This is a genomic window from Bradyrhizobium sp. U87765 SZCCT0048 (assembly GCF_018131225.1).
Lineage (GTDB): Bacteria > Pseudomonadota > Alphaproteobacteria > Rhizobiales > Xanthobacteraceae > Bradyrhizobium_A.
Genome location: NZ_JAFCMM010000002.1, coordinates 652,288 through 672,260, shown reverse-complemented (window position 1 = coordinate 672,260; position 19,973 = coordinate 652,288). Strand labels below are relative to the sequence as shown.

The window sequence follows — 19,973 nt, the reverse complement described above, 5'->3', positions numbered from 1 at the left end:
TTCGCGGTCGCTCCCGTCCGGTGCCGGTCTCCGGCCGCGCGGTTTTATCGCGTGGCCGGTTGAAATCGCTTGCGAAAGGTCAATGGACGGTAATTTGATACGCGCTAGATTCTCGTTTTGATCGGGCTGGCGATACCGCCTGTTTTTTGCGAGGGAGCGCTACGCACGCAACATGGGACTTTCGATGGAGCAAGCCCAACGGGCCGCCGGCATGCGGGCGAGACTGCTGGAGAGCGCCGCACGCGTGCTGGTGACGACCGGCGTTCATGCCCTGACGCTCGATGCGGTGGCGCGGGAGGCCAGGGTCAGCAAGGGCGGGCTGCTTCACCACTTCTCCACCAGGGCCGAATTGCTTCAGGCGCTGCTGGAGGATTCCTACGCCCGGTGTCTCTCCAAGATCGACGAGCTGGCCGCGGACGATCCGGACGATTATGGGCGTTTCACGCGGGCCTATATCCGGGCATCGCTCGCCAGCGACCTTGGCACCGCCCAGGCGACCGTGGTGATGGCGCTGCTGCTCGATCCGGCGCTGCGGGCCGATTGGCTTTTGCGGGTGGAATCGCTGCTGCAGAAGGACATCACCGAGACCGATCAGGCGCTCGCCAAGATCCTGCGCCTCGCCGCCGACGGACTGTGGCTGTCGGATGCGTTCACCCTGCACAGGATATCGCCGGCCGAACGCGCCGAACTCGAGGAACGCCTTGTCGCGTTGACCCGTCCTGCGCGCCGGCCGCTGGCGACGGCGGGTGGCTTGCCGCGAACCTGAGCCGCTATTTTCCAAGCCTTACTGTTCAGGCCTTGCCGAACAGTTCGGTCATGAATGCCGTGGCCTTCAGGCCGCTTCCGGTCAACAGCACCACGGTGCGCTGCTCCGGCGTGATCGTGCCCGATGCCAGCAGCTTCTCGGCCGCCGCGGCCGCAACCGCCGACGTCGGTTCGGCATAAAGCCCCATGCGCGCGAGCAGTCCCACGGCGGTCGTGATGTCCTGCTCGGACACGGCGACGGTGCCGCCGCCGGAGCGCCGAACCGCCTGCAGCACCTCCGTGAAGCGCACCGGGCTTCTGATCGCGGTGCCCTCGGCGATGGTCGGCGCGGTGGTCACCTCGACCGGCGTGTCCGAGCCGGCGATGAAGGCGGCGTGCAGCGGCGCGCAGTTGTGTGGCTGGGCACAGAACAGCCGCGGCAGGCGCGTGATGTGGCCGGCGCGCAGCAGCTCGCGAAACCCGATGTCGCAGCCCAGCACGTTGCTCCCGGCTCCGACGGGAATGACGATGTTGTCCGGCAGCGAGAAGCCGTGCTCCTCCCACAGCTCGTAGGCGATCAGCTTGGTGCCCTGCAGGAAGAAGGCTTGCCAGTTGTGGCTGGCATAGAACGTCTCCTCCGACTGGCGGATGGCCTCGGTCTGGGAATTGTCGCGGGGGCCGGGGACGAGCTGCACCTCGGCGCCGAAGGCGCGCATCTGGGCGATCTTCGCCGGCTGGGTGGTCGCTGGCGTGAGGATGCGCACGCGCAGGCCCGCGGCCGCGCCGTAGGCGGCGATCGCGGCGCCGCCATTGCCGGAACTGTCCTCGAGGATGCCGGGGACTCCGGCCTGCCGCAGGTAGGACAGCATCACCGAGGCGCCGCGGTCCTTGAAGCTGCCGGTCGGCGCGAACCACTCCAGCTTGAAGTGTACCTGGCCGGACGGCAGGCAGCCCTCGACCAGCGGCGTCATGCCCTCGCCGAGGCTGACGGGACGCTCGATTGGCAGTGGCAGCGCCGCGCGGTAGCGCCAGATCGAGCGTGTCGAGCGGTCGATGGCGTCCGGGCCGATCCCGGGCAGCTCGGTGATCATCAGAGGACGGCCGGCGGGCGAACGCCACAGCGGCGTTGCCAGCGGAAACGTCTCGCCGGTCACGGGATCGATATAGTCGGCGTCGACGGACGGTCTCGGGGGCATGGGCAGGTCCTGCGGTGGTCGGGTGCGGCGGGGGCGGGGCCGGAAGGATGGAACCTGTTGCGAATTTAAGCACGTTTGGGGGATCCGGCGCGAAAGATGATGTTTTCATCACGGGTTCCATGTATGGGAAAACGGCTGATCCGGACGCGGCGGGCTGCCCGCTTGCAGCCTGAATCGGCTATTATTTTTCCCGGAAACCACAGCCCACCGGGTCACTGTCACGCCGATGTCGAGACGATCGCCGCTGCGACGTATCCTGTCCGAAGCCGGCCCGCTGATCGCGGTCGCGACGGCGGCGGTGATGCTGTTCGGCATCGTGGCACCGGCGTCGGCACAATTCCTGGATTTCGGTTTCGGCCGTCCGCCGCCGCGCCAGCAGATGCAGCCGCCGCGTGGCGACGGTTTTGGTGGCTTCTTTCAACGGATTTTTCCGGGGCAGCCGCCACCGGCGCAGCAGCAGCCCCAGCGCGCGGTCGACTATTCCCACGCGCCGCCGCCCGAAAAGCGTGACACGCCGGCAGAGCGCAATGTGCTGGTGCTCGGCGACGCCATGGCCGACTGGCTGGCGTATGGCCTCGAGGACGCGTTCAGCGAACAGCCGGACATGGGCGTGATCCGCAAGCACAAGACCGTTTCGGGTCTGCTTCGCTATCAGCCCAAGGGCGAGCCGTCCGACTGGATTGCCGCGGCCAAAGGCATCGTGGCGGCGGAGAAGGCCGACGTGATCGTGGTCATGCTCGGCCTCAACGACCGCGTTTCGATCCGCGACACCGGCGAGGCCAGGAAGACCGACAAGGACAAGAAGGCCAAGCCCGACGGCGACAAGCCTGCCAGCGCCGAGCCGCCCGCCGACGACGCCGATGGCGACACGCCGTCGATTGCCGCGCCTGAAAAGGGGGCGCGTGCAGGTGGCAGCGCCGATTTCCGCGACGATCGCTGGGCCGAACTCTACGCCAGGAAGATCGAGGACATGATCGCCGTGCTCAAGAGCAAGGGCGTGCCGGTGGTGTGGGTCGGCCTGCCAGCCGTGCGTGGCCAGAAGGCGACGGCGGACATGCTCTATCTCGATGCGCTCTATCGCGATGCTGCGGGCAAGGCCGGCATCACTTATGTCGATGTCTGGGATGGTTTCGTCGACGAGGCCGGCCGCTTCATGCCGCAGGGCCCGGACTTCGAAGGCCAGATCCGCCGCCTGCGCACCGCCGATGGCGTGTTCTTCACCAAGGCCGGCGCGCGCAAGCTCGCGCACTATGCCGAGCGCGAGATCACTCGCCTGCTGGCGCGCGCAACGCCCGTCGCGCTGCCGAACGAGCCTGCGGTGCCCGACACCAGCGTGCGGCCGGGTGGGCCGCCGCCGCGGCCGCTGGCGGGGCCGGTGGTGCCGCTGGTGGCATCTTCGTTCGGCTCGGATGAGTTGCTTGGCGGTCCCGGCACCCGCCCGACCGCCGTCGATGCGCTGGCGGCCCGTGCCATGGTGAAGGGCGAAGCGCTCAGCGCGCCGCCCGGCAGGGCCGACGACGCGGCATGGCCGCGGCGCGAGGTCGGACGCCTGGAGCCGGGGAATACGCCGGTGGCGGCGACGCCACCCAAAAACGAGACCAGGACCGACGGCAAGGCCGAGGCGAAGACGGACGCGGCGCCCGGGGCGTCGGCCGGTCCGGATGGCGCAGCTTCGCCTGCGGCGCCGAAGAAGAAGCGGGCTGCCCCGCCGGTGGCGACCGAGCAGCCGTCAGGTTTCTTCGGCTTCGACAGTCGCCCGCCGCAACAGACACGGCCGCGTCCGCGTGACGGTGCGCCGCGTCCGCCTGCGAGTGTCGGTCGCTCGGCGTCCGCGCCTGACGGCGGCTTCTTCACGTTCACGCGCTGAGACGTTTCTCTCCTTCGCCGACATGCCCTTGGCTGCGAGGCAATGGTGCGTCCGTTGCCGCACGCCATGCATGTGGCGGGGCATGCCGCAATGACGCCCCAGTTCCCGGCGGAACGGCGTCGGGCGGCGCACGTTGTCCGGCCTCTGTTCATCGGAAATACGGAGGACGACAATGATGACGATGCGCAAGACTCTCGTGGTGATGACGGTCGCGCTGGCGCCGACGCTGGCATTGGCACAGAACGCCACGGTCAACAGCGCCCGCGACGGTGCAGCGGCTGGCGGTGCGGTGGCGGGCCCGGTGGGCGCGGCCGTGGGCGGCACAGTGGGAGCGGCAGTCGGCGCGGCGGTCGATATTCCGACCGCGGTGATCACCTCGGTGACCGGCGTGAACGAACCGTCGGTGGTGGTGCGCGAGCGCGTCGTGGTCGGCGAGCCGCTGCCCGAATATGTCGAGCTGCGTCCCGTGCCGCGCTACAGCGAGTATCGCTATGCCGTGGTCAACAACCAGCGTGTGATCGTCGAACCGCGGACGCGGCGCGTGATCCGCATCGTGGAGTGACGCGAAGGCCGTCGAGATATGCCATCCGGCCTCTCGTCCCTGCGAGGGGCCGGAGACGGCGATGTCTGCAAGCGGCCTCGTGCAAGGCAAGCGGCCTCGTGAAAGGCTCGAACGAACGTGATGTCCTGAACCCGTGGAGCTGTGAACCTGGCAAGCTCTGACTGGCCAGCCGCCAATGGCGACGCGCAGCGTCAGCGGGCAGGCAGGGGATCAGTGACAAGCTTCATCTGCGCCGTCTGCGACGGTGCCAGCCAGCGGATGTCGTCGCTTGCCGACATCGCCTCCATGATGGTCGAGGAGACCCCCATCCGTGTCAGGTAACCGAGGATGATGCCCGTGATGCGCTGGGTGTCGGCGACGGCGTCGCGCCGGGATTCCGCGGGCGTGACGGTGGTGAAGCGATGGACGCCGAGCACCGATCCGGGCAAGCCGATCCGCGCCGTGCCGCCGGCATAGGTGAGGACGCAGGCGCTGGCGCAGTACGACGGGCGGATGCGGCCATCGTTGTCGACGGTGCCGACCGCGGTCCGAAGTCCGCGTGCGCGAATGGTCTCGCCCATCAGAAGAGCCTGGTCGACGTCGCCGCCCGGCGACGACAGGACCACGGTGTCGCCGGCCTGCAATCTGGCGTCGTCGAGCTGGCCGCGCAGCCACACGGCTGCAGCGGGGCCGATCCGGCCGCTGACCGCGAGCACCGGACGGGGCGCTTCGCCGGGCAGCGCGGCTTTCGCGGCCGCACCCTTCAGGCTCGGCGAGAGGTACGAATCCTTCCAGTAGGCCCAGGCCTCCGGCGTGGACAGATCCCGGTAGGCCCGCCCGCCGACGAGGGCGAGCATCAGCACGAAGAACAGGATCGACAGCGGAGAGATTTTGCGGCGCGGGTCCGGCGGTGGCGCGGGCGGCGGCGCTGCTGGTGACCCCCAGGGCGTTACCGGAGAGGCGGAAGGTGTGTCGGAGCTGGTGTCGAGGGGCATGGCTGCGTCCGCTCGCGACGACTGAACCCGGCCACCGTGGCCGGGAAACGCCGGGCGTGCCTCCGTGCCCGGCGAAAACGGCGACACGAGGACGCCGCAGGGCGTCCTCGCCGAGAGAGAGTGTCAGCGCGGAAGCGTGGTCGCGCCCATCAGGTACTGGTCGATCGAGGCAGCGCACTGCCGGCCTTCGCGGATCGCCCACACCACCAGCGACTGGCCGCGGCGCATGTCGCCGGAGGTGAACACCTTCGCGACCGAGGTCCGGTAGTCGTTGGTCGAGGCGCGGACGTTGCCGCGCGGGTCGAGATCGACGCCGAGGGTCTTCAGCAGGCCGTCGTGCACCGGATGGACGAAGCCCATCGCCAGCAGCACGAGGTCGGCCTTGATCTCGAATTCGGAGCCGGCGATCGGCTGCAGTCGCTCGTCGACGCGCACGCAGTGCAGCCTGGTGACCTTGCCGTTCTCGCCGCTGAACTTCTGGGTCAGCACCGCGAAGTCGCGTGCCGCGCCTTCTTGGTGGCTCGACGATGTCCGCATCTTCAGCGGCCAGTTGGGCCACGTCAGCGCCTTGTTTTCCTTCTCCGGCGGCTGCGGCATGATCTCGAGCTGGGTCACCGACCTGGCGCCGTGGCGGTTCGAGGTGCCGATGCAGTCCGAGCCGGTGTCGCCGCCGCCGATCACCACGACGTCCTTGCCGGTGGCGAGGATCTCATGGATGTCGCCGAGCGGTTCGTTGCCGACGCGGCGGTTCTGCTGCGGCAGGAAGTCCATCGCGAAATGGACGCCGTCGAGCTCGCGGCCGGGCACAGGCAGGTCGCGCGGCGCTTCGGCGCCGCCGGTCAGCGCCACGGCGTCGTACAGCCGCAGCAGCTCGTTGGGATCGATGCCGTCCTTGCCGCCGACCGCCTTGCCGTAGTGGAAGACGACGCCTTCGCCTTCCATCTGCTCAACGCGGCGGTCGATGATGCCCTTTTCCATCTTGAAGTCGGGAATGCCGTAGCGCAGCAGGCCGCCGGCCTTGGCGTGCTTCTCGTAGACGTGGACCTCATGGCCGACGCGCGCGAGCTGCTGCGCGCAGGCGAGGCCCGCTGGGCCCGAACCCACCACGGCGACCTTCTTGCCGGTCTTCTCGGTGGCGACTTCGGGCTTCAGCCAGCCATTGTCCCAGGCGCGGTCGACGATCGCGCACTCGATCGTCTTGATGGTGACCGGGTTGTCGTCGATGTTCAGCGTGCACGATGCCTCGCACGGCGCCGGACAGATGCGGCCGGTGAACTCCGGGAAATTGTTGGTGGAGTGCAGCGTGCGGGAGGCGTCTTCCCAGTTACCGTTGTAGACGAGGTCGTTCCAGTCCGGAATCTGGTTGTTGACCGGGCAGCCCGGCGTGCCCGGCGCGACCGAACCGGTGCCGTGGCAGTAGGGGATGCCGCAGTTCATGCAGCGCGCCGCCTGGTCCCGCAGGTCTTTCTCGTCCAGCGGGATGACGAATTCGCGATAGTTCTTCAGCCGTTCGGCGACAGGACCGTACACGCGATCGTTGCGGTCGATCTCAAGAAAACCGGTAATCTTGCCCATAGAAACGTATGCCTCGAATGACTACGCGCCGATCGCGATCTTGGGTTCTTCGGATTCGCGCTTCTTCATCTCGTTCAGCGCGCGGCGGAATTCAACCGGCATGACCTTGCGGAACTTGGGAAGGACAGCCTTCCAGTTCGCGAGGATCTCGGCAGCCCGGGCCGAGCCCGTCAGCTTGGCATGGCGGGTGATCAGCACATGGAGACGCTCGACGTCGTCGCCGGTCAGGTTGGCGAGCACGTCGACCTTGCCATGGGCTTCGAGATCGCCGTTCTGGTGGAAGGCGTTCTCGGCGATCATCTCCTCGGACAGCACCGGCTCCAGCTCGACCATGGCGAGGTTGCAGCGTTTCTCGAAGGTGCCGTCCTCGTCCAGTACGTAGGCGACGCCGCCCGACATGCCGGCCGCGAAGTTGCGTCCGGTGCGGCCGAGCACGACGACTACGCCGCCGGTCATGTATTCGCAGCAGTGATCGCCGGCGCCTTCGACGACCGCGATCGCGCCGGAGTTGCGCACGGCGAAGCGTTCGCCGGCGACGCCGCGGAAGTAGCAGTCGCCCTCGATGGCGCCGTACATCACCGTGTTGCCGACGATGATCGACTCTTCGGGCACGACGCCCGAGATCGCCGGCGGCTTGACGATGATGCGGCCGCCCGACAGGCCCTTGCCGACATAGTCGTTGCCTTCACCTTCGAGCTCGAACGTGACGCCGCGGGCGAGCCAGGCACCGAACGCCTGGCCGGCGGTGCCCTGCAGCTTCACATGGATGGTGTCGAGCGGCAGGCCCTCGTGGCCGAAGCGCTTCGCCACCATGCCCGAGAGCATGGCGCCGGCGCTGCGGTCGGTGTTGTTGATCTCGGCATTGATCTTCACCGGCGCGCCGCGGTCGAGCGCGGGTTGGGCGTCGGCGATCAGCTTGCGGTCCAGCACCTTGTCGAGGTGATGATCCTGCAGCTCCGAGTGGTGAATCTTGGTGCCCGGCGCCGCCTTCTGCTTGAAGAACAGCTTCGAGAAGTCGAGGCCCTTGGCCTTCCAGTGCGCCACCAGGGCGTTCTGGTCGAGCAACTGGCTCTGGCCGATCATCTCGTTGAAGGTGCGGAAGCCGAGCGAGGCCATGATCTCGCGGACTTCCTCGGCGACGAAGAAGAAGTAGTTGATGACGTGCTCGGGCTGGCCGGTGAAGCGCTTGCGCAGCACCGGGTCCTGCGTCGCCACGCCCACCGGACAGGTGTTGAGGTGGCACTTGCGCATCATGATGCAGCCGGCCGCGATCAGCGGCGCGGTGGCGAAGCCGAACTCGTCGGCGCCAAGCAGGGCGCCGATCACGACGTCACGGCCGGTGCGGAAACCGCCGTCAACCTGCACCACGATGCGGCTGCGCAGCCGCTCGCGCACCAGCGTCTGATGGGTCTCGGCGAGGCCGATTTCCCACGGGCTGCCGGCGTGCTTGATCGAGGTCAGCGGGCTCGCGCCGGTGCCGCCTTCGAAGCCGGAGATGGTGACATGGTCGGCGCGCGCCTTGGCGACGCCCGCCGCGACGGTACCGACGCCGATCTCGGACACCAGCTTGACCGACACCTGACCGTCCGGATTGACGTTCTTGAGGTCGTAGATCAGCTGGGCGAGGTCTTCGATCGAATAGATGTCATGGTGCGGCGGCGGCGAGATCAGGCCGACGCCCGGGGTCGAGTGGCGCACCTTTGCGATGGTGGCGTCGACCTTGTGACCCGGCAGCTGGCCGCCCTCGCCGGGCTTGGCGCCCTGGGCCATCTTGATCTGCATCATGTCGGAGTTGACGAGGTATTCCGTCGTCACGCCGAAGCGGCCGGAAGCGACCTGCTTGATCGCCGAGCGCATCGAATCGCCGTTCGGCAGCGGCTTGAAGCGGTCGGCTTCCTCGCCGCCCTCGCCGGTGTTCGACTTGCCGCCGATCCGGTTCATGGCGATCGCGAGCGTGGTGTGCGCCTCGCGGGAGATCGAGCCGAACGACATCGCGCCGGTCGCAAAACGCCTGACGATGTCCTTGGCCGACTCGACTTCGGCGAGCGGCACCGGCTTGCGCTTCTCTTCCTCGGCACTCTTGATGCGGAACAGGCCGCGGATGGTCAGCAGCCGCTCGCTCTGCTCGTTGAGGATCTTGGCGAACGCCTTGTAACGCTCCAGCGAGTTGCCGCGCGCAGCGTGCTGCAGCGCCGCCACCGATTCCGCGGTCCAGGCATGGTCCTCGCCGCGGGTACGGAAAGCGTATTCGCCGCCGACGTCGAGGGCGTTCTTGAACACCGGCGAGTCGCCGAACGCCTCGGTGTGGCGCCGCGCGGTTTCCTCGGCGATCTCGGCAAGGCCGACGCCTTCGATGCGGGTGTGGGTGCCGGCGAAGTACTTGGCGACGAAATCGGCCTTGAGGCCGACGGCGTCGAAGATCTGCGCGCCGCAATAGGACTGGTAGGTGGAGATGCCCATCTTGGACATCACCTTCATCAGGCCCTTGCCGATCGCCTTGATGTAGCGCTTGACGATTTCCTTGTCGTCGAGCTTGGCCGGCAGCTTGTCCTTCATCGCGATCAGGGTCTCGAACGCGAGATAGGGGTTGATCGCTTCCGCGCCGTAGCCCGCGAGGCAGGCGAAGTGATGCACTTCGCGCGGCTCACCGGACTCGACGACGAGGCCGACCGAGGTGCGCAGGCCGGTGCGGATCAGGTGGTGATGCACGGCGGCGCAGGCGAGCAGCGACGGGATCGGGATCCGGTCGGTGCCGGCCATGCGGTCCGACAGGATGATGATGTTGACGCCCTCGCGCACCGCGGCTTCCGCGCGGCCGCACAGTTCGTCGAGCACCTGCTCCATGCCTGCCGCGCCGAAGCCGGCGTGGAAGGTGGTGTCGAGGGTGCGGGACCTGAAGTGCGATTCGGCGATCTCGGAGATCGAACGGATCTTCTCGAGGTCGGCGTCGGTCAGGATCGGCTGGCGCACTTCCAGACGCTTGGAGCGCGACATGCCTTCGAGGTCGAACAGGTTCGGCCGCGGGCCGATGAACGACACGAGGCTCATCACGATCTCCTCGCGGATCGGGTCGATCGGCGGGTTCGTGACCTGGGCGAAGTTCTGCTTGAAGTAGGTGAACAGCTGCTTGGGACGGTCCGACAGGGCCGAGATCGGCGTGTCGGTGCCCATCGATCCGGTGGCTTCCTCACCGAGCGAGGCCATCGGGCTCAGCAGGATGTTGACGTCTTCCTGGGTGTAGCCGAACGCCTGCTGGCGATCGAGCAGCGGCAGGTTGGAGCGCGCGCCCTTGCTCGGCGCGTCCTGCAACTCCTCGAGCACGATCTGGGTGCGGTCCAGCCACTCGCGATAGGGGTGGCTCTGCGCCAGCGACGCCTTGATCTCGTCGTCGGGGATCAGGCGGCCCTTTTCGAGGTCGACCAGCAGCATCTTGCCCGGCTGCAGCCGCCACTTGGTGACGATCTGGTCCTCGGGGATCTTGAGCACGCCCATTTCGGACGCCATCACGATGCGGTCGTCCTTGGTCACGAGATAGCGCGCCGGCCGCAGGCCGTTGCGGTCCAGCGTCGCGCCGATCTGCAGGCCGTTGGTGAAGGCGATCGCGGCCGGGCCGTCCCACGGCTCCATCAGCGCGGCGTGGTACTCGTAAAAGGCGCGCCGCTTCTCGTCCATCAGCGGGTTGCCGGCCCACGCCTCGGGGATCATCATCATGACCGCGTGGGGCAGCGAGTAGCCACCCTGCACGAGGAATTCGAGTGCGTTGTCGAAGCAGGCGGTGTCCGACTGGCCCTCATAGGAGATCGGCCACAGCTTCTCGATGTCCTCGCCGAAGCGCTCGGACGACACCGAAGCCTGCCGCGCCGCCATCCAGTTGACGTTGCCGCGCAGGGTGTTGATCTCGCCGTTGTGGGCGATCATCCGGTAGGGATGCGCCAGCGACCAGGTCGGGAAGGTGTTGGTCGAGAAGCGCTGGTGCACCAGCGCCAGCGCCGATTCGAAGTCCGGCTCGTGCAGGTCGGGATAGTACTTGCCGAGCTGGTCGGCGAGGAACATGCCCTTGTAGACCACGGTGCGGCACGACATCGACACCGGGTAATAGCCGGCCAGCGAGCGCTCGCGGCGCTGGTAGATGGCGTTCGAGATCGACTTGCGCAGGATATAGAGGCGGCGCTCGAAGTCATCCTGGTCGGCGCAGTCGTCGCAGCCGATGAACACCTGCATGTGGGAGGGCTCGGTCGGCTTGACGGTCTCGCCGAGCGAGGAATTGTCGGTCGGCACGTCGCGCCAGCCGAGCAGCGTGAGGCCCTCGGACTTGATCCGCTCGCTGACGATGCTCTGGATCACCTCGCGCCAGGGCTTCTCGCGCGGCATGAACACCGCACCGACGGCGTACTGGCCGGGCGCGGGAAGGGTGAAGCCGAGTTCCTTGGCCTTGCGGGCGAAGAAGCCGTGCGGGATCTGCACCAGGATGCCGGCGCCGTCACCGGCGCGCGGGTCGGCGCCGACGGCGCCGCGGTGCTCGAGGTTGCACAGGATAGACAGCGCATCGGAGACGATCTGATGCGACTTCTTTCCCTTGATATTGGCAATGAAGCCGACGCCGCAGGAGTCCTTCTCCATGCCGAGGTCGTAGAGACCCTCGGCCGGCGGACGCCAGGTGTGCTCGCGAGTGTGCTCGCGGGTGGCGGCCTCAGCCGCGGCAGGTTTGGCCATTTTCGGATTGCAGTCCGTCGACAGCGCATGGGCACCGATTTCGTCGCGCTCGAACTTTGATCCGCTCATGTCCAACCCTCTCACCCCCGATATGTCCCTCGTTTTCAGTGCGCCTTGATGACGCCCCAAAAAACGTTGAAGTGGTCGTTACGTCGGCGCAGCTTCGGCGCGGCGGCATCAGGTGAATGCCGCATCGCACCGGGCGAGCCATTTCAGGAGACGCTGTTTTTTTAAATGTTGGCCGTTTCCGGCCTGACATCTGCCATCCAGGTCGCCTGCCCATCCAGGTTGCCGCCGCGTCGTCGGCTTCCTGCCGGTTTCCCGGAAAAATGGGACAGGCGTACTGTCCTAGCTCAGAGACTGCCAAATTTTTTCTTATCACACAAGCGCGTGAGAGTCCTCGCTCCCATGCGTTCGTTCCCGCATTCGCTATAGGCGGAATTGGAGCGGACGTCGTGCCTATTTTGCGCCCTGCTTTGGGGCCCTCGCGCCGCGTTCCGGCCCAAGCTCCGCCGGAATCCCTGAAGAATCTTGGCGGATAACCCGGGGACACCGGGGAGGCATCTTCAGGAGCCGTGTGCGATGAGCCGTATCATTTCGGGGTGGATTGTTGCGATGGCCGGATTTTCGGGGACGGCCGTCCTCATGGCGGGCGCCGCGCAGGCACAGACGCGGGTGGCGGACGAGATCCGCGCGCCTTATCCCGACACTGTGATCATCCGGCGCGGGCCGTATGCGCCGCCTCCGCTGGCTGGGGCCGGCCATGCCGGACCTCGCGACACCGATGGCGACGAGGAGGCCGTGCCGCCGTTCCAGGTGGTCCGCATCATCCGTGCCACCGGCTTCGAGCCGCTGGGACCGCCGGTGCGGCGGCGCTGGGTCTACACCATCTCGGCCATCAATCCCGACGGTGACGACGGCCGCGTGGTGCTGGATGCCCACACCGGTCGGATCGTGCGGTTCCTGCCCGCCGAGGTGAGCGACGCCGAGGTGGTCGGCGCTTATGGCCCGCCAGGACTGCCGCAGGCGCCGCCGCGGAGCCAGCGGGCCGACGTCCACAGCCTGCGGCCGCCGCTTCCGGTTCCCAAGGTTGCCAGCCGCACCCCGCCGCCCCTGCCTGCCCCGAAGCCGGAAGCTGCAAAGGTGCCGGCCGCGGAACCGCGCACCGTCGGTGCCGCGGTGCCCGTCCAGCAGCAGGCCGCTGCGCCGGCCGCCGCCCGGGCGGCGGTCCAGTTGCAACCCACCCAGGACATGCCGCCGGTTCAGGGTTTCGAATAGCAACTGTGCGGCCGGCGGTCGTCGCGATCGATCCACACAAAAAAGCGCCCCGGGGCAACGGGGCGCTTTCTCGACGAACCTGGAGAAAATTGTGAAGGGCAGGCTGCCGTCAGGCGGCGACCTGGGTCACCTGGGCATTGACCGGCTGGCCGCCGCTCGTGATCGCGATCTGCCGGGGCTTCTTGGCCTCGGGAATCTCGCGGACGAGGTCGACATGGAGCAGGCCGTGCTCAAGCGAGGCATTCTTGACCTGGACATAGTCGGCGAGCTGGAAGACCCGCTCGAAAGCGCGAGCCGCGATGCCGCGGTACAGCACCTCGGACTTGTCCTTGTTGTCGGAGACGGATTTCTCGCCCTTGATCGTCAGCGTGTTCTCCTTCGCGACGATGGACAGCTCGTCTTGCGAAAAGCCGGAGACCGCGACGGTGATGCGGTAGGCGTTGTCGCCGGTGCGCTCGATGTTATAGGGCGGATAACCGGGGGCCGCTTCGGCGCTGGACTGGTCCAGCAGGTTAAACAGGCGGTCGAAGCCGATGGTGGAGCGATAGAAGGGGGTCAGGTCGTAGGTACGCATGGTGTGTTCTCCTCTCGATGAGCGAGCTGTCGTCTTGCCCGCCGCAAGGGCCGGGCTTTTGGGTCGTCCGTGCAGCCTGATGATCCGGACCACTGGGCGTCCGAACCACTGTAGTGGCCTGCACGAAGGTGATATGGGAGGGGCCTCGCGGCGTTCAAGGGGGCTGGCCGCGCCCGCCACACCAGCTTCCGTCTCGCCCTAAATCGCAGCATTTTCAGCATCTTTACGGTTCCCGGTCGGCCGCATGACGCTCCTTTCGATTCCTGCCAATCCCGTGCCCGAGGACGTCGTCAGCGGCACTATCAAGACCCCCGACGGGGTCGAGCTGCGCTTCGCGCGCTGGGCGCCGCCGGCCAACCGCAGGGGCACGGTGTGCGTGTTCACAGGCCGCGGCGAATGCATCGAGAAGTATTTCGAGACGGTGCGCGACCTGCGCGACCGCGGCTTCGCGGTGGCGATGATCGACTGGCGTGGGCAGGGCCATTCCGCGCGCGGCCTGCGCAACGGCCGCAAGGGCTATGTCCGCCGCTTCTCCGACTACGAGATCGACGTCGAGACATTCGTCCAGCAGGTCGTGCTGCCGGACTGTCCGCCGCCTTATTTCGCGCTGGCCCATTCCATGGGCGGCGCGGTGCTGCTGCGCACCGCCTATGCCGGCAAGCGCTGGTTCGACCGCATCGTGCTGACCGCACCGATGATCGATCTGCCAGGCCGCGTCACCGGCTGGCCGACCCGCACCCTGCTGCGCATCCTGCGCTTCGCCGGCCTTGGCGGCGCCTATGTGCCGCGCGGCGATGACGCCATCGTCGGTACCGGCCCGTTCGTCGGCAATCCCGTCACCAGCGATCCCGTGCGCTATGCCCGCAACGCGGCGATCCTGGCGGAGGATCCGACGCTCGGCATCGCCGCGCCGACCATCGCCTGGGCCGACACCGCGTTTCGCACCATGCACGGCTTCCGCGCGCTCGATTATCCCTCGAAGATCCGCCAGCCGATCCTGATGCTGGCGGCGAGCAACGACACCATCGTGTCGACAGCCGCGATCGAGGAGTTCGCCTATCACCTGCGCGCCGGCTCGCATCTCGTGATCGCAGGGGCGAAGCACGAGATCCTGCAAGAGCAGGACCGCTACCGTTCGCAGTTCTGGGCGGCGTTCGACGCCTTCGTGCCGGGTACGCCGCTGTTCAAGTGAAGCGCCATGCGGCCCGGCGCGTCGGTGGGCGCGTGGCGGGCGGGGTTGGCGGCCAAGGATATTGTCATTCCGTGATGGCCCGAAGGGCCAGATCCGGAATCTCTGCGGAGCCGCCGGCTCCAACGTTTGTGGGGATACGCATGTTCGGCATCCATGATTTCTGGCTGTTCGTCGCCGCGGGCGTGCTGCTCAACGTCACGCCCGGTCCTGACACCGCCTATGTGATCGGGCGCAGCGTGCAACTGGGATGGCGCGGCGGCGCGGCCGGCGCACTCGGCATCGGTCTCGGCTGCTTCGTCCATATCGTCGCCGCGGCCGTCGGGCTGTCGGCGCTGCTCGCCGCGTCGTCGACGGCGTTCGCCGCGGTCAAGCTGATCGGCGCCGCCTACCTCTGCTACATCGGCGTGCGCATGGTGCTGACCCGCGTGGGCGGCGGCGAGACGCCTGCGCCGGCAGCGGCGCCGGTGCGGACGCTGCGCCAGATCTTCTGGCAAGGCGCGCTGACCAATGTGCTGAATCCGAAGGTGGCGCTGTTCTTTCTTGCCTTCCTGCCGCAATTCGTCGATGCGGCCTCGCCGTCGAAGCCGCTCGCGTTCCTTGCGCTGGGCGTGATCTTCAACGTCACCGGAACGGCGTGGAATCTCTCGGTCGCCGTGGCCGCGGCGCGCACCGCCGGTCGGATGCAGCGCTCGCCGCGGCTCCTGGCATGGATCAACCGCGCGCTTGGCGGCGTATTCGTCTATCTCGGTATCCGCGTCGCGCTGCTCGACGCGCGCGGCTGACTACGCCGCCTGCGCCTCCTGCATGCGCGCTGCCGCGATGCGGGCGGCGAGACGGATCGCGCTCTCGGTGGCGCCGGTGGTGGCGACGCCCTTGCCGACAATGTCGAACGCGGTGCCGTGCGCCGGTGTCGTGAACACGGTCTCGAGGCCGGCGGTGATGGTCACGCCCTTGTTGAAGCCGTGCACCTTGGTCGCGATCTGGCCCTGGTCGTGATACATCGCCAGCACGCCATCGAATTCGCCGGCGAAGGCGCGGACATAGACGGTATCGGCCGGGAATGGCCCGCGGCAGTCGAAGCCGCGCGCCGCCATCGCCTCCACCGCGGGGCGGATCATCTCGATCTCCTCGCGCCCGAACAGGCCGTTCTCGCCGCCATGCGGATTGAGCGCTGCGACCGCAAGACGCGGCTTGGCGATGCCGGCGCGGCGCATGGTGGCGTCGGCGAGCTCGATCGCCGCCTCGATCGCCGGACCGGTGATCAGGTCGAGCGCCTGGCGCAGCGAGACATGCGAGGTCACGCGCGACATCCACTGGTTCTTCAGCACGTTCATCTCACTGAAGCCGCCACGGTGGCCGAGCAGATGGGCGAACATCTTGTGCTCGTCGGGAAAGCGCCAGCCGCCATCGAACATTGCGCGCTTGTTGAGCGGGGCGAAGGTAATACCATCGATCTCGCCACGCTTGGCGAAGTCGATCGTCTGCGCCAGCGTATCGCCGGTGAGGCGGCCGGACTCGGAGCTGACCTTGCCCGGCGGAAACTGAGCCGGATCGATGTTGCGGAGATCGACCAGAGGCACCTCCGGCGCCGACCAGTCGGCTTCGGCCGGCGAGGCGATGCGGCGATAAGAGAACGGTGTGTCGGCCTGCCGCATGCCGAGTTCGAACACACGGGCGTCGCCGACCGCGACAAGGCGCGCGACACCCGCCATGCGCCGGTCGTGCAGGATCTTCGCCACGAGTTCCGGGCCGATCCCGGTGCAGTCGCCGGGGGTGAGAGCGAGGATCGGCAGGGTTGCGTCGGTCATGGGGTGGTCCTTTCAGGGCGATCGGAGGGAGAGAGACGAGAGGCGGCGACCGCGGCGGTCCAGGCGCGGCGGTCGAAGGTTCCTTCCCAGCGGGCGACCGCGACGGCGGCCACCGCGTTGCCGAGGGTGTTGACCAGCGCCCGCCCGAACGACAGGAAGCGGTCGACGCCGAGCAGCAGCGCGAGGCCCTCCGCGGGCACGGCGCGGGTGGCGACGACCGTTGCCGCCACCGCGGCGAACGCGCCGCCGGTGACGCCGGCCGCGCCCTTGCTCGTGAACAGCATCAGCACGAACAGGCCGAGTTGCTGCTCGCTGGTCAGGTGGATGCCGTAGACCTGGGCGATGAACAGCACGCTGAGCGGCAGCGTCAGCGCGACGCCGTCGAGGTTGAACGAATAGCCGGAGGGAATGACGAGGCCGGTAACGGCGCTTGGTACGCCGGCGAGCGGCAGCTTGCGCATCATGCCGGGAATCGCGGTTTCCGACGACGACGTGCCGGCCACCACCAGCAATTCCTCGCGCAGCAGGCGCATCAGGTCGAGGAGGCGGATGCCGGCGACGCGGCAGACGAGGCCGAGCACGACCGCGACGAAGGCGGCGAGCGCGGCCCATGCGGTCAGCACCAGCAGGGCAAGGCCCCACACGGTGGCGAGCCCGAACCTGCCGACCGTGAAGGCCATGGCGCCGAACGCGCCGAGCGGCGCCGCCAGCACCACGAGGCGGACGATCGCGAACACGAGATCGGAAAGCTGGCCGAAAGTCGCGCGCAGCGGAGCCGCCTTGTCGCCCAGCGTGAGCAGGCCGATGCCGGTGAGCAGCGCCAGCACCAGCACCTGCAGCACCTGGCCATCGGCGAAGGCGCCGATGAAGCTCTGCGGCACCATGTGCATGACATAGGCCGACAGCGATTCGACATGGGCGGTGGCGTAGCGCGCCGCCGTGGCCGCCTGCTCCGGCGTCGCGTGGGCGACACCGTCGCCCGGCCGCACGAACTCGGCGAAGGCGATGCCGATCAGCAGCGCCAACGCCGTGACGGCTTCGAAATAGACGATCGCCTTCAACCCGATGCGGCCGACGCTGCGCAGGTCGCCTGCCTGGGCGATGCCGGTGACGACGACGCAGAACACCAGCGGCGGGATCGTCATCTTGACGAGATCGATGAAGATGTCGCCGAGCGGCTTCAGCGCCGCTGCTTGCAGCGGCCACAGCCAGCCGGCGAGGCCGCCGAACGCCGCGCCGGCGATCACCAGCACATATTGCTGCCGCCACCACGGTCCCGACCGGGCGTGGCCGGCAACGGGCGCGGCTGACTGCGCCGGCAGCTCGATGGTCGTCATGTCTGTCCTCCCGGATCGTTTTTTGGTCGCGTGCGGAATCTCGCCCGCACGCCTGTCGCCTTCAGGCCAGCCAGGGGCTGGCGGCGAAATGGGCGGTCTCGAACGACCGGATCGCCTCGGCGTCGCGCAGCGTGGCGCCGACGGCGTCGGTGCCGGTCAGCAGCGCGTCCTTTTGCAGCGCATCGATCGCGAAGGGAATGCGCAAGCACGCCGCCGCGCGCGCGATGGTCTGCGTCGGCAGGTCGATGGTGATGGTGTTGTCGGTGGCGTCGCCTGCGGCGGCGAATACCTGCGCGAGGCTGTCGGCATCGAGCGAGACGGTCAGGACGCCGTTGCGCGCGCAGTTGTCGCTGAAGATGCCGGCGAAGCTCGAGCCGATCAGCGCGCGGATGCCGAACTGTGCGAGCCCCCACACTGCGTGCTCGCGGCTCGAGCCGCAGCCGAAGTTGGGCCCGACGGCGAGGAAGCGCGCCTCGGTGAAGCCGGCGCGATTGAGGATGAAATCCGGATCGCGGCGCAGGTCGAAGAACAGGCCGTCGCGCAGGCCGCTGCGGTCGATGCCCTTGAGGAACTGCTTGGGCATGATGACATCGGTGTCGATATTGGCGGCCGGCAGCGCCGCGAGGGGGCCGGACACGGTGACGAAGGGCTGCATGGTCACTGTCCTCCGGCGAACGTGCGGGGATCGGCAAGGTGGCCGCGGATCGCGGCGGCGGCGACCATCGCCGGGCTCATCAGATGGGTGCGGCCCTGCGCGCCCTGGCGGCCCTCGAAATTGCGGTTGGTGCTGGAGGCGCAGCGCTCGCCCGGCGCCAGCACGTCGTCGTTCATGGCGAGGCACATCGAGCAGCCGGATTGCCGCCACTCGAAGCCGGCGGCGATGAAGATGCGGTCGAGCCCTTCCGCCTCCGCCTCGCGGCGCACGGCTGTCGAGCCCGGCACCACCATGGCGCGCACGCCATCGGCGACGCGGCGGCCGGCGACCACGGTCGCCGCCTGCCGCAGGTCGTCGATGCGAGCGTTGGTGCAGGAGCCGATGAAGGCGCGGTCGATCCTGATCGTCTGCATCGGCGTGCCCGGCACAAGGCCCATGTAGTCGAGCGCGCGCTGCAGGCCGCGCTGCTGTTCATGCGTCGCCGCCTCGCCGGGATCGGGCACGCAGCCGTCGATCGGCACCGCCTGGTCCGGGCTCGTGCCCCATGTCACCATCGGCGCGATCTCTTCCGCAGCGATCGTCACCTCGCGATCGAACGCGGCGTCGGCGTCGCTCGCGAGCTGTCGCCAGCTGGCGCAGGCCACATCCCACAGCGCCCCCTTGGGCGCACGCGGGCGGCCCTTGAGATAGGCGAACACCGCGTCGTCCGGCGCCATCACCGCGCCGCGCGCGCCGGCCTCCACGATCATGTTGCAGATGGTCATGCGGCCTTCGACGCCGAGCGCGCCCATGGTGCTTCCGGCGAACTCGACCGCAAAGCCGGTGGCGCCGTCGGCGCCGATACGGCGGATGACCGCCATCACGATGTCCTTGGCGACGACGCCCGGCGGCAGATCGCCGTCGACCGTGATGCGCATCGTCTTCAGGCGGCGGTACACCAGCGTCTGCGTTGCGAGATAATGCTCGATGTCGGAGGTGCCGATGCCGAAGCCGAGCGCGCCCAGGGCCCCGTAGGTGGTGGTGTGGCTGTCGCCCGCGGCGACCACCATGCCCGGCAGCACGAAGCCTTGTTCCGGCGCAACCACATGCTCGATGCCCTGGCGCGGGTCGAGCACATCGAACAGCTCGATGCCGAAGTCGCGGCAGTTGCGGCCGAGATAATCGACCTGCCGCGCAGCGTCGGCGTCGGCCATGGCTGCGGTGCGCCGCGCCGCGGTCGGGTTGACGTGATCGACCACCGCGAGCGCGGCTTCGGGTCGCCACGGCTTGCGTCCGGCCTCGCGCAGTGCGGTGAACGCCTGTGGGCTGGTGTACTCGTTGAGCACGGTGCGATCGACGTAAAGCAGCATGCGCCCGGCATCGTCGAGCCGGCGGACGCTGTGCGCGTCGCAAATCTTGTCATACAGTGTGCGTGGGGAAGCCATTGGAAATCCATTGGAAACTGACAGCTTTCCACCCTGCGGCCGGTGCCGGCGGCAGGCCAATGCCAAAACCCGAT

At 68.0% G+C, this 19,973-nt stretch carries 15 protein-coding genes; 6 read left to right on the top strand and 9 right to left on the bottom strand.

Features of this window, described 5'->3' with window-relative positions; all coding sequences use genetic code 11:
- Window positions 1-184 precede the first annotated feature (184 nt).
- Window positions 185-766, top strand: coding sequence for a TetR/AcrR family transcriptional regulator (locus JQ639_RS16180; RefSeq protein ID WP_211966754.1), 582 nt, complete (start codon window positions 185-187; stop codon window positions 764-766).
- A gap of 25 nt (window positions 767-791) precedes the next feature.
- On the opposite strand, the gene JQ639_RS16175 is transcribed toward JQ639_RS16180, so the two are convergent.
- Window positions 792-1,940 carry a threonine synthase gene (locus JQ639_RS16175; RefSeq protein ID WP_211966755.1) on the bottom strand — a complete coding sequence of 383 codons (1,149 nt, stop codon included), beginning with the start codon at window positions 1,938-1,940 and terminating at the stop codon, window positions 792-794.
- Window positions 1,941-2,166: 226 nt separating this feature from the next.
- On the opposite strand from JQ639_RS16175, the gene JQ639_RS16170 reads away from it, so the two are divergent.
- Together JQ639_RS16170 and JQ639_RS16165 are read left to right on the top strand one after the other, a co-directional pair.
- Window positions 2,167-3,807 carry an SGNH/GDSL hydrolase family protein gene (locus JQ639_RS16170; RefSeq protein ID WP_211966756.1) on the top strand — a complete coding sequence of 547 codons (1,641 nt, stop codon included), beginning with the start codon at window positions 2,167-2,169 and terminating at the stop codon, window positions 3,805-3,807.
- A gap of 181 nt (window positions 3,808-3,988) precedes the next feature.
- Complete coding sequence (locus JQ639_RS16165; protein ID WP_211967223.1) at window positions 3,989-4,369, top strand: DUF1236 domain-containing protein; 381 nt, start codon at window positions 3,989-3,991, stop codon at window positions 4,367-4,369.
- Between the two features lie 191 nt (window positions 4,370-4,560).
- Here the strand turns inward: JQ639_RS16165 and JQ639_RS16160 are convergent, their stop codons facing one another.
- From JQ639_RS16160 to gltB, 3 genes are all read right to left on the bottom strand, one after another.
- Window positions 4,561-5,343 carry a COG3904 family protein gene (locus JQ639_RS16160; RefSeq protein WP_211966757.1) on the bottom strand — a complete coding sequence of 261 codons (783 nt, stop codon included), beginning with the start codon at window positions 5,341-5,343 and terminating at the stop codon, window positions 4,561-4,563.
- Between the two features lie 123 nt (window positions 5,344-5,466).
- Window positions 5,467-6,918, bottom strand: coding sequence for a glutamate synthase subunit beta (locus JQ639_RS16155; RefSeq protein WP_211966758.1), 1,452 nt, complete (start codon window positions 6,916-6,918; stop codon window positions 5,467-5,469).
- Window positions 6,919-6,939: 21 nt separating this feature from the next.
- Window positions 6,940-11,700: a glutamate synthase large subunit gene (gene gltB / locus JQ639_RS16150; protein WP_211966759.1), complete on the bottom strand. Its 4,761-nt coding sequence runs from the start codon at window positions 11,698-11,700 to the stop codon at window positions 6,940-6,942.
- Between the two features lie 513 nt (window positions 11,701-12,213).
- On the opposite strand from gltB, the gene JQ639_RS16145 reads away from it, so the two are divergent.
- Window positions 12,214-12,909 carry a hypothetical protein gene (locus JQ639_RS16145; RefSeq protein ID WP_211966760.1) on the top strand — a complete coding sequence of 232 codons (696 nt, stop codon included), beginning with the start codon at window positions 12,214-12,216 and terminating at the stop codon, window positions 12,907-12,909.
- 109 nt (window positions 12,910-13,018) lie between these two features.
- Here JQ639_RS16145 and JQ639_RS16140 read toward each other — a convergent pair whose 3' ends face one another.
- Window positions 13,019-13,483 (bottom strand): Hsp20 family protein, encoded by a 465-nt coding sequence (locus JQ639_RS16140; RefSeq protein ID WP_211966761.1) that lies wholly within the window; start codon window positions 13,481-13,483, stop codon window positions 13,019-13,021.
- Between the two features lie 244 nt (window positions 13,484-13,727).
- Between JQ639_RS16140 and JQ639_RS16135 the strand changes: the two genes are divergently transcribed.
- Window positions 13,728-14,675: an alpha/beta fold hydrolase gene (locus JQ639_RS16135; RefSeq protein WP_211966762.1), complete on the top strand. Its 948-nt coding sequence runs from the start codon at window positions 13,728-13,730 to the stop codon at window positions 14,673-14,675.
- 140 nt (window positions 14,676-14,815) lie between these two features.
- Window positions 14,816-15,457 (top strand): LysE family translocator, encoded by a 642-nt coding sequence (locus JQ639_RS16130; RefSeq protein WP_211966763.1) that lies wholly within the window; start codon window positions 14,816-14,818, stop codon window positions 15,455-15,457.
- On the opposite strand, the gene JQ639_RS16125 is transcribed toward JQ639_RS16130, so the two are convergent.
- The 4 genes from JQ639_RS16125 to leuC all read right to left on the bottom strand — a co-directional run bounded on the left by JQ639_RS16125 (window position 15,458) and on the right by leuC (window position 19,899).
- Window positions 15,458-16,483: a PdxA family dehydrogenase gene (locus tag JQ639_RS16125; protein WP_211966764.1), complete on the bottom strand. Its 1,026-nt coding sequence runs from the start codon at window positions 16,481-16,483 to the stop codon at window positions 15,458-15,460.
- Window positions 16,480-17,820: a cation:dicarboxylate symporter family transporter gene (locus tag JQ639_RS16120; protein WP_211966765.1), complete on the bottom strand. Its 1,341-nt coding sequence runs from the start codon at window positions 17,818-17,820 to the stop codon at window positions 16,480-16,482. Before JQ639_RS16120 ends, JQ639_RS16125 begins: the two co-directional genes overlap by 4 nt.
- Window positions 17,821-17,881: 61 nt before the next feature.
- Complete coding sequence (gene leuD / locus JQ639_RS16115; protein WP_211966766.1) at window positions 17,882-18,475, bottom strand: 3-isopropylmalate dehydratase small subunit; 594 nt, start codon at window positions 18,473-18,475, stop codon at window positions 17,882-17,884.
- 2 nt (window positions 18,476-18,477) lie between these two features.
- Window positions 18,478-19,899: a 3-isopropylmalate dehydratase large subunit gene (gene leuC / locus JQ639_RS16110; protein WP_211966767.1), complete on the bottom strand. Its 1,422-nt coding sequence runs from the start codon at window positions 19,897-19,899 to the stop codon at window positions 18,478-18,480.
- Window positions 19,900-19,973: the final 74 nt, after the last annotated feature.

Excerpts from the sequence above, each read along its gene's own strand:
- JQ639_RS16145 (WP_211966760.1), top strand. The coding sequence starts at position 12,214 with ATGAGCCGTATCATTTCGGGGTGGATTGTTGCGATGGCCGGATTTTCG.
- JQ639_RS16135 (WP_211966762.1), top strand. The coding sequence starts at position 13,728 with ATGACGCTCCTTTCGATTCCTGCCAATCCCGTGCCCGAGGACGTCGTC.
- JQ639_RS16180 (WP_211966754.1), top strand. The coding sequence starts at position 185 with ATGGAGCAAGCCCAACGGGCCGCCGGCATGCGGGCGAGACTGCTGGAG.
- JQ639_RS16130 (WP_211966763.1), top strand. The coding sequence starts at position 14,816 with ATGTTCGGCATCCATGATTTCTGGCTGTTCGTCGCCGCGGGCGTGCTG.
- gltB (WP_211966759.1), bottom strand. The coding sequence starts at position 11,700 with ATGAGCGGATCAAAGTTCGAGCGCGACGAAATCGGTGCCCATGCGCTG.
- JQ639_RS16160 (WP_211966757.1), bottom strand. The coding sequence starts at position 5,343 with ATGCCCCTCGACACCAGCTCCGACACACCTTCCGCCTCTCCGGTAACG.
- JQ639_RS16140 (WP_211966761.1), bottom strand. The coding sequence starts at position 13,483 with ATGCGTACCTACGACCTGACCCCCTTCTATCGCTCCACCATCGGCTTC.
- JQ639_RS16165 (WP_211967223.1), top strand. The coding sequence starts at position 3,989 with ATGCGCAAGACTCTCGTGGTGATGACGGTCGCGCTGGCGCCGACGCTG.
- JQ639_RS16120 (WP_211966765.1), bottom strand. The coding sequence starts at position 17,820 with ATGACGACCATCGAGCTGCCGGCGCAGTCAGCCGCGCCCGTTGCCGGC.
- leuD (WP_211966766.1), bottom strand. The coding sequence starts at position 18,475 with ATGCAGCCCTTCGTCACCGTGTCCGGCCCCCTCGCGGCGCTGCCGGCC.
- leuC (WP_211966767.1), bottom strand. The coding sequence starts at position 19,899 with ATGGCTTCCCCACGCACACTGTATGACAAGATTTGCGACGCGCACAGC.
- JQ639_RS16125 (WP_211966764.1), bottom strand. The coding sequence starts at position 16,483 with ATGACCGACGCAACCCTGCCGATCCTCGCTCTCACCCCCGGCGACTGC.
- JQ639_RS16175 (WP_211966755.1), bottom strand. The coding sequence starts at position 1,940 with ATGCCCCCGAGACCGTCCGTCGACGCCGACTATATCGATCCCGTGACC.
- JQ639_RS16155 (WP_211966758.1), bottom strand. The coding sequence starts at position 6,918 with ATGGGCAAGATTACCGGTTTTCTTGAGATCGACCGCAACGATCGCGTG.
- JQ639_RS16170 (WP_211966756.1), top strand. The coding sequence starts at position 2,167 with ATGTCGAGACGATCGCCGCTGCGACGTATCCTGTCCGAAGCCGGCCCG.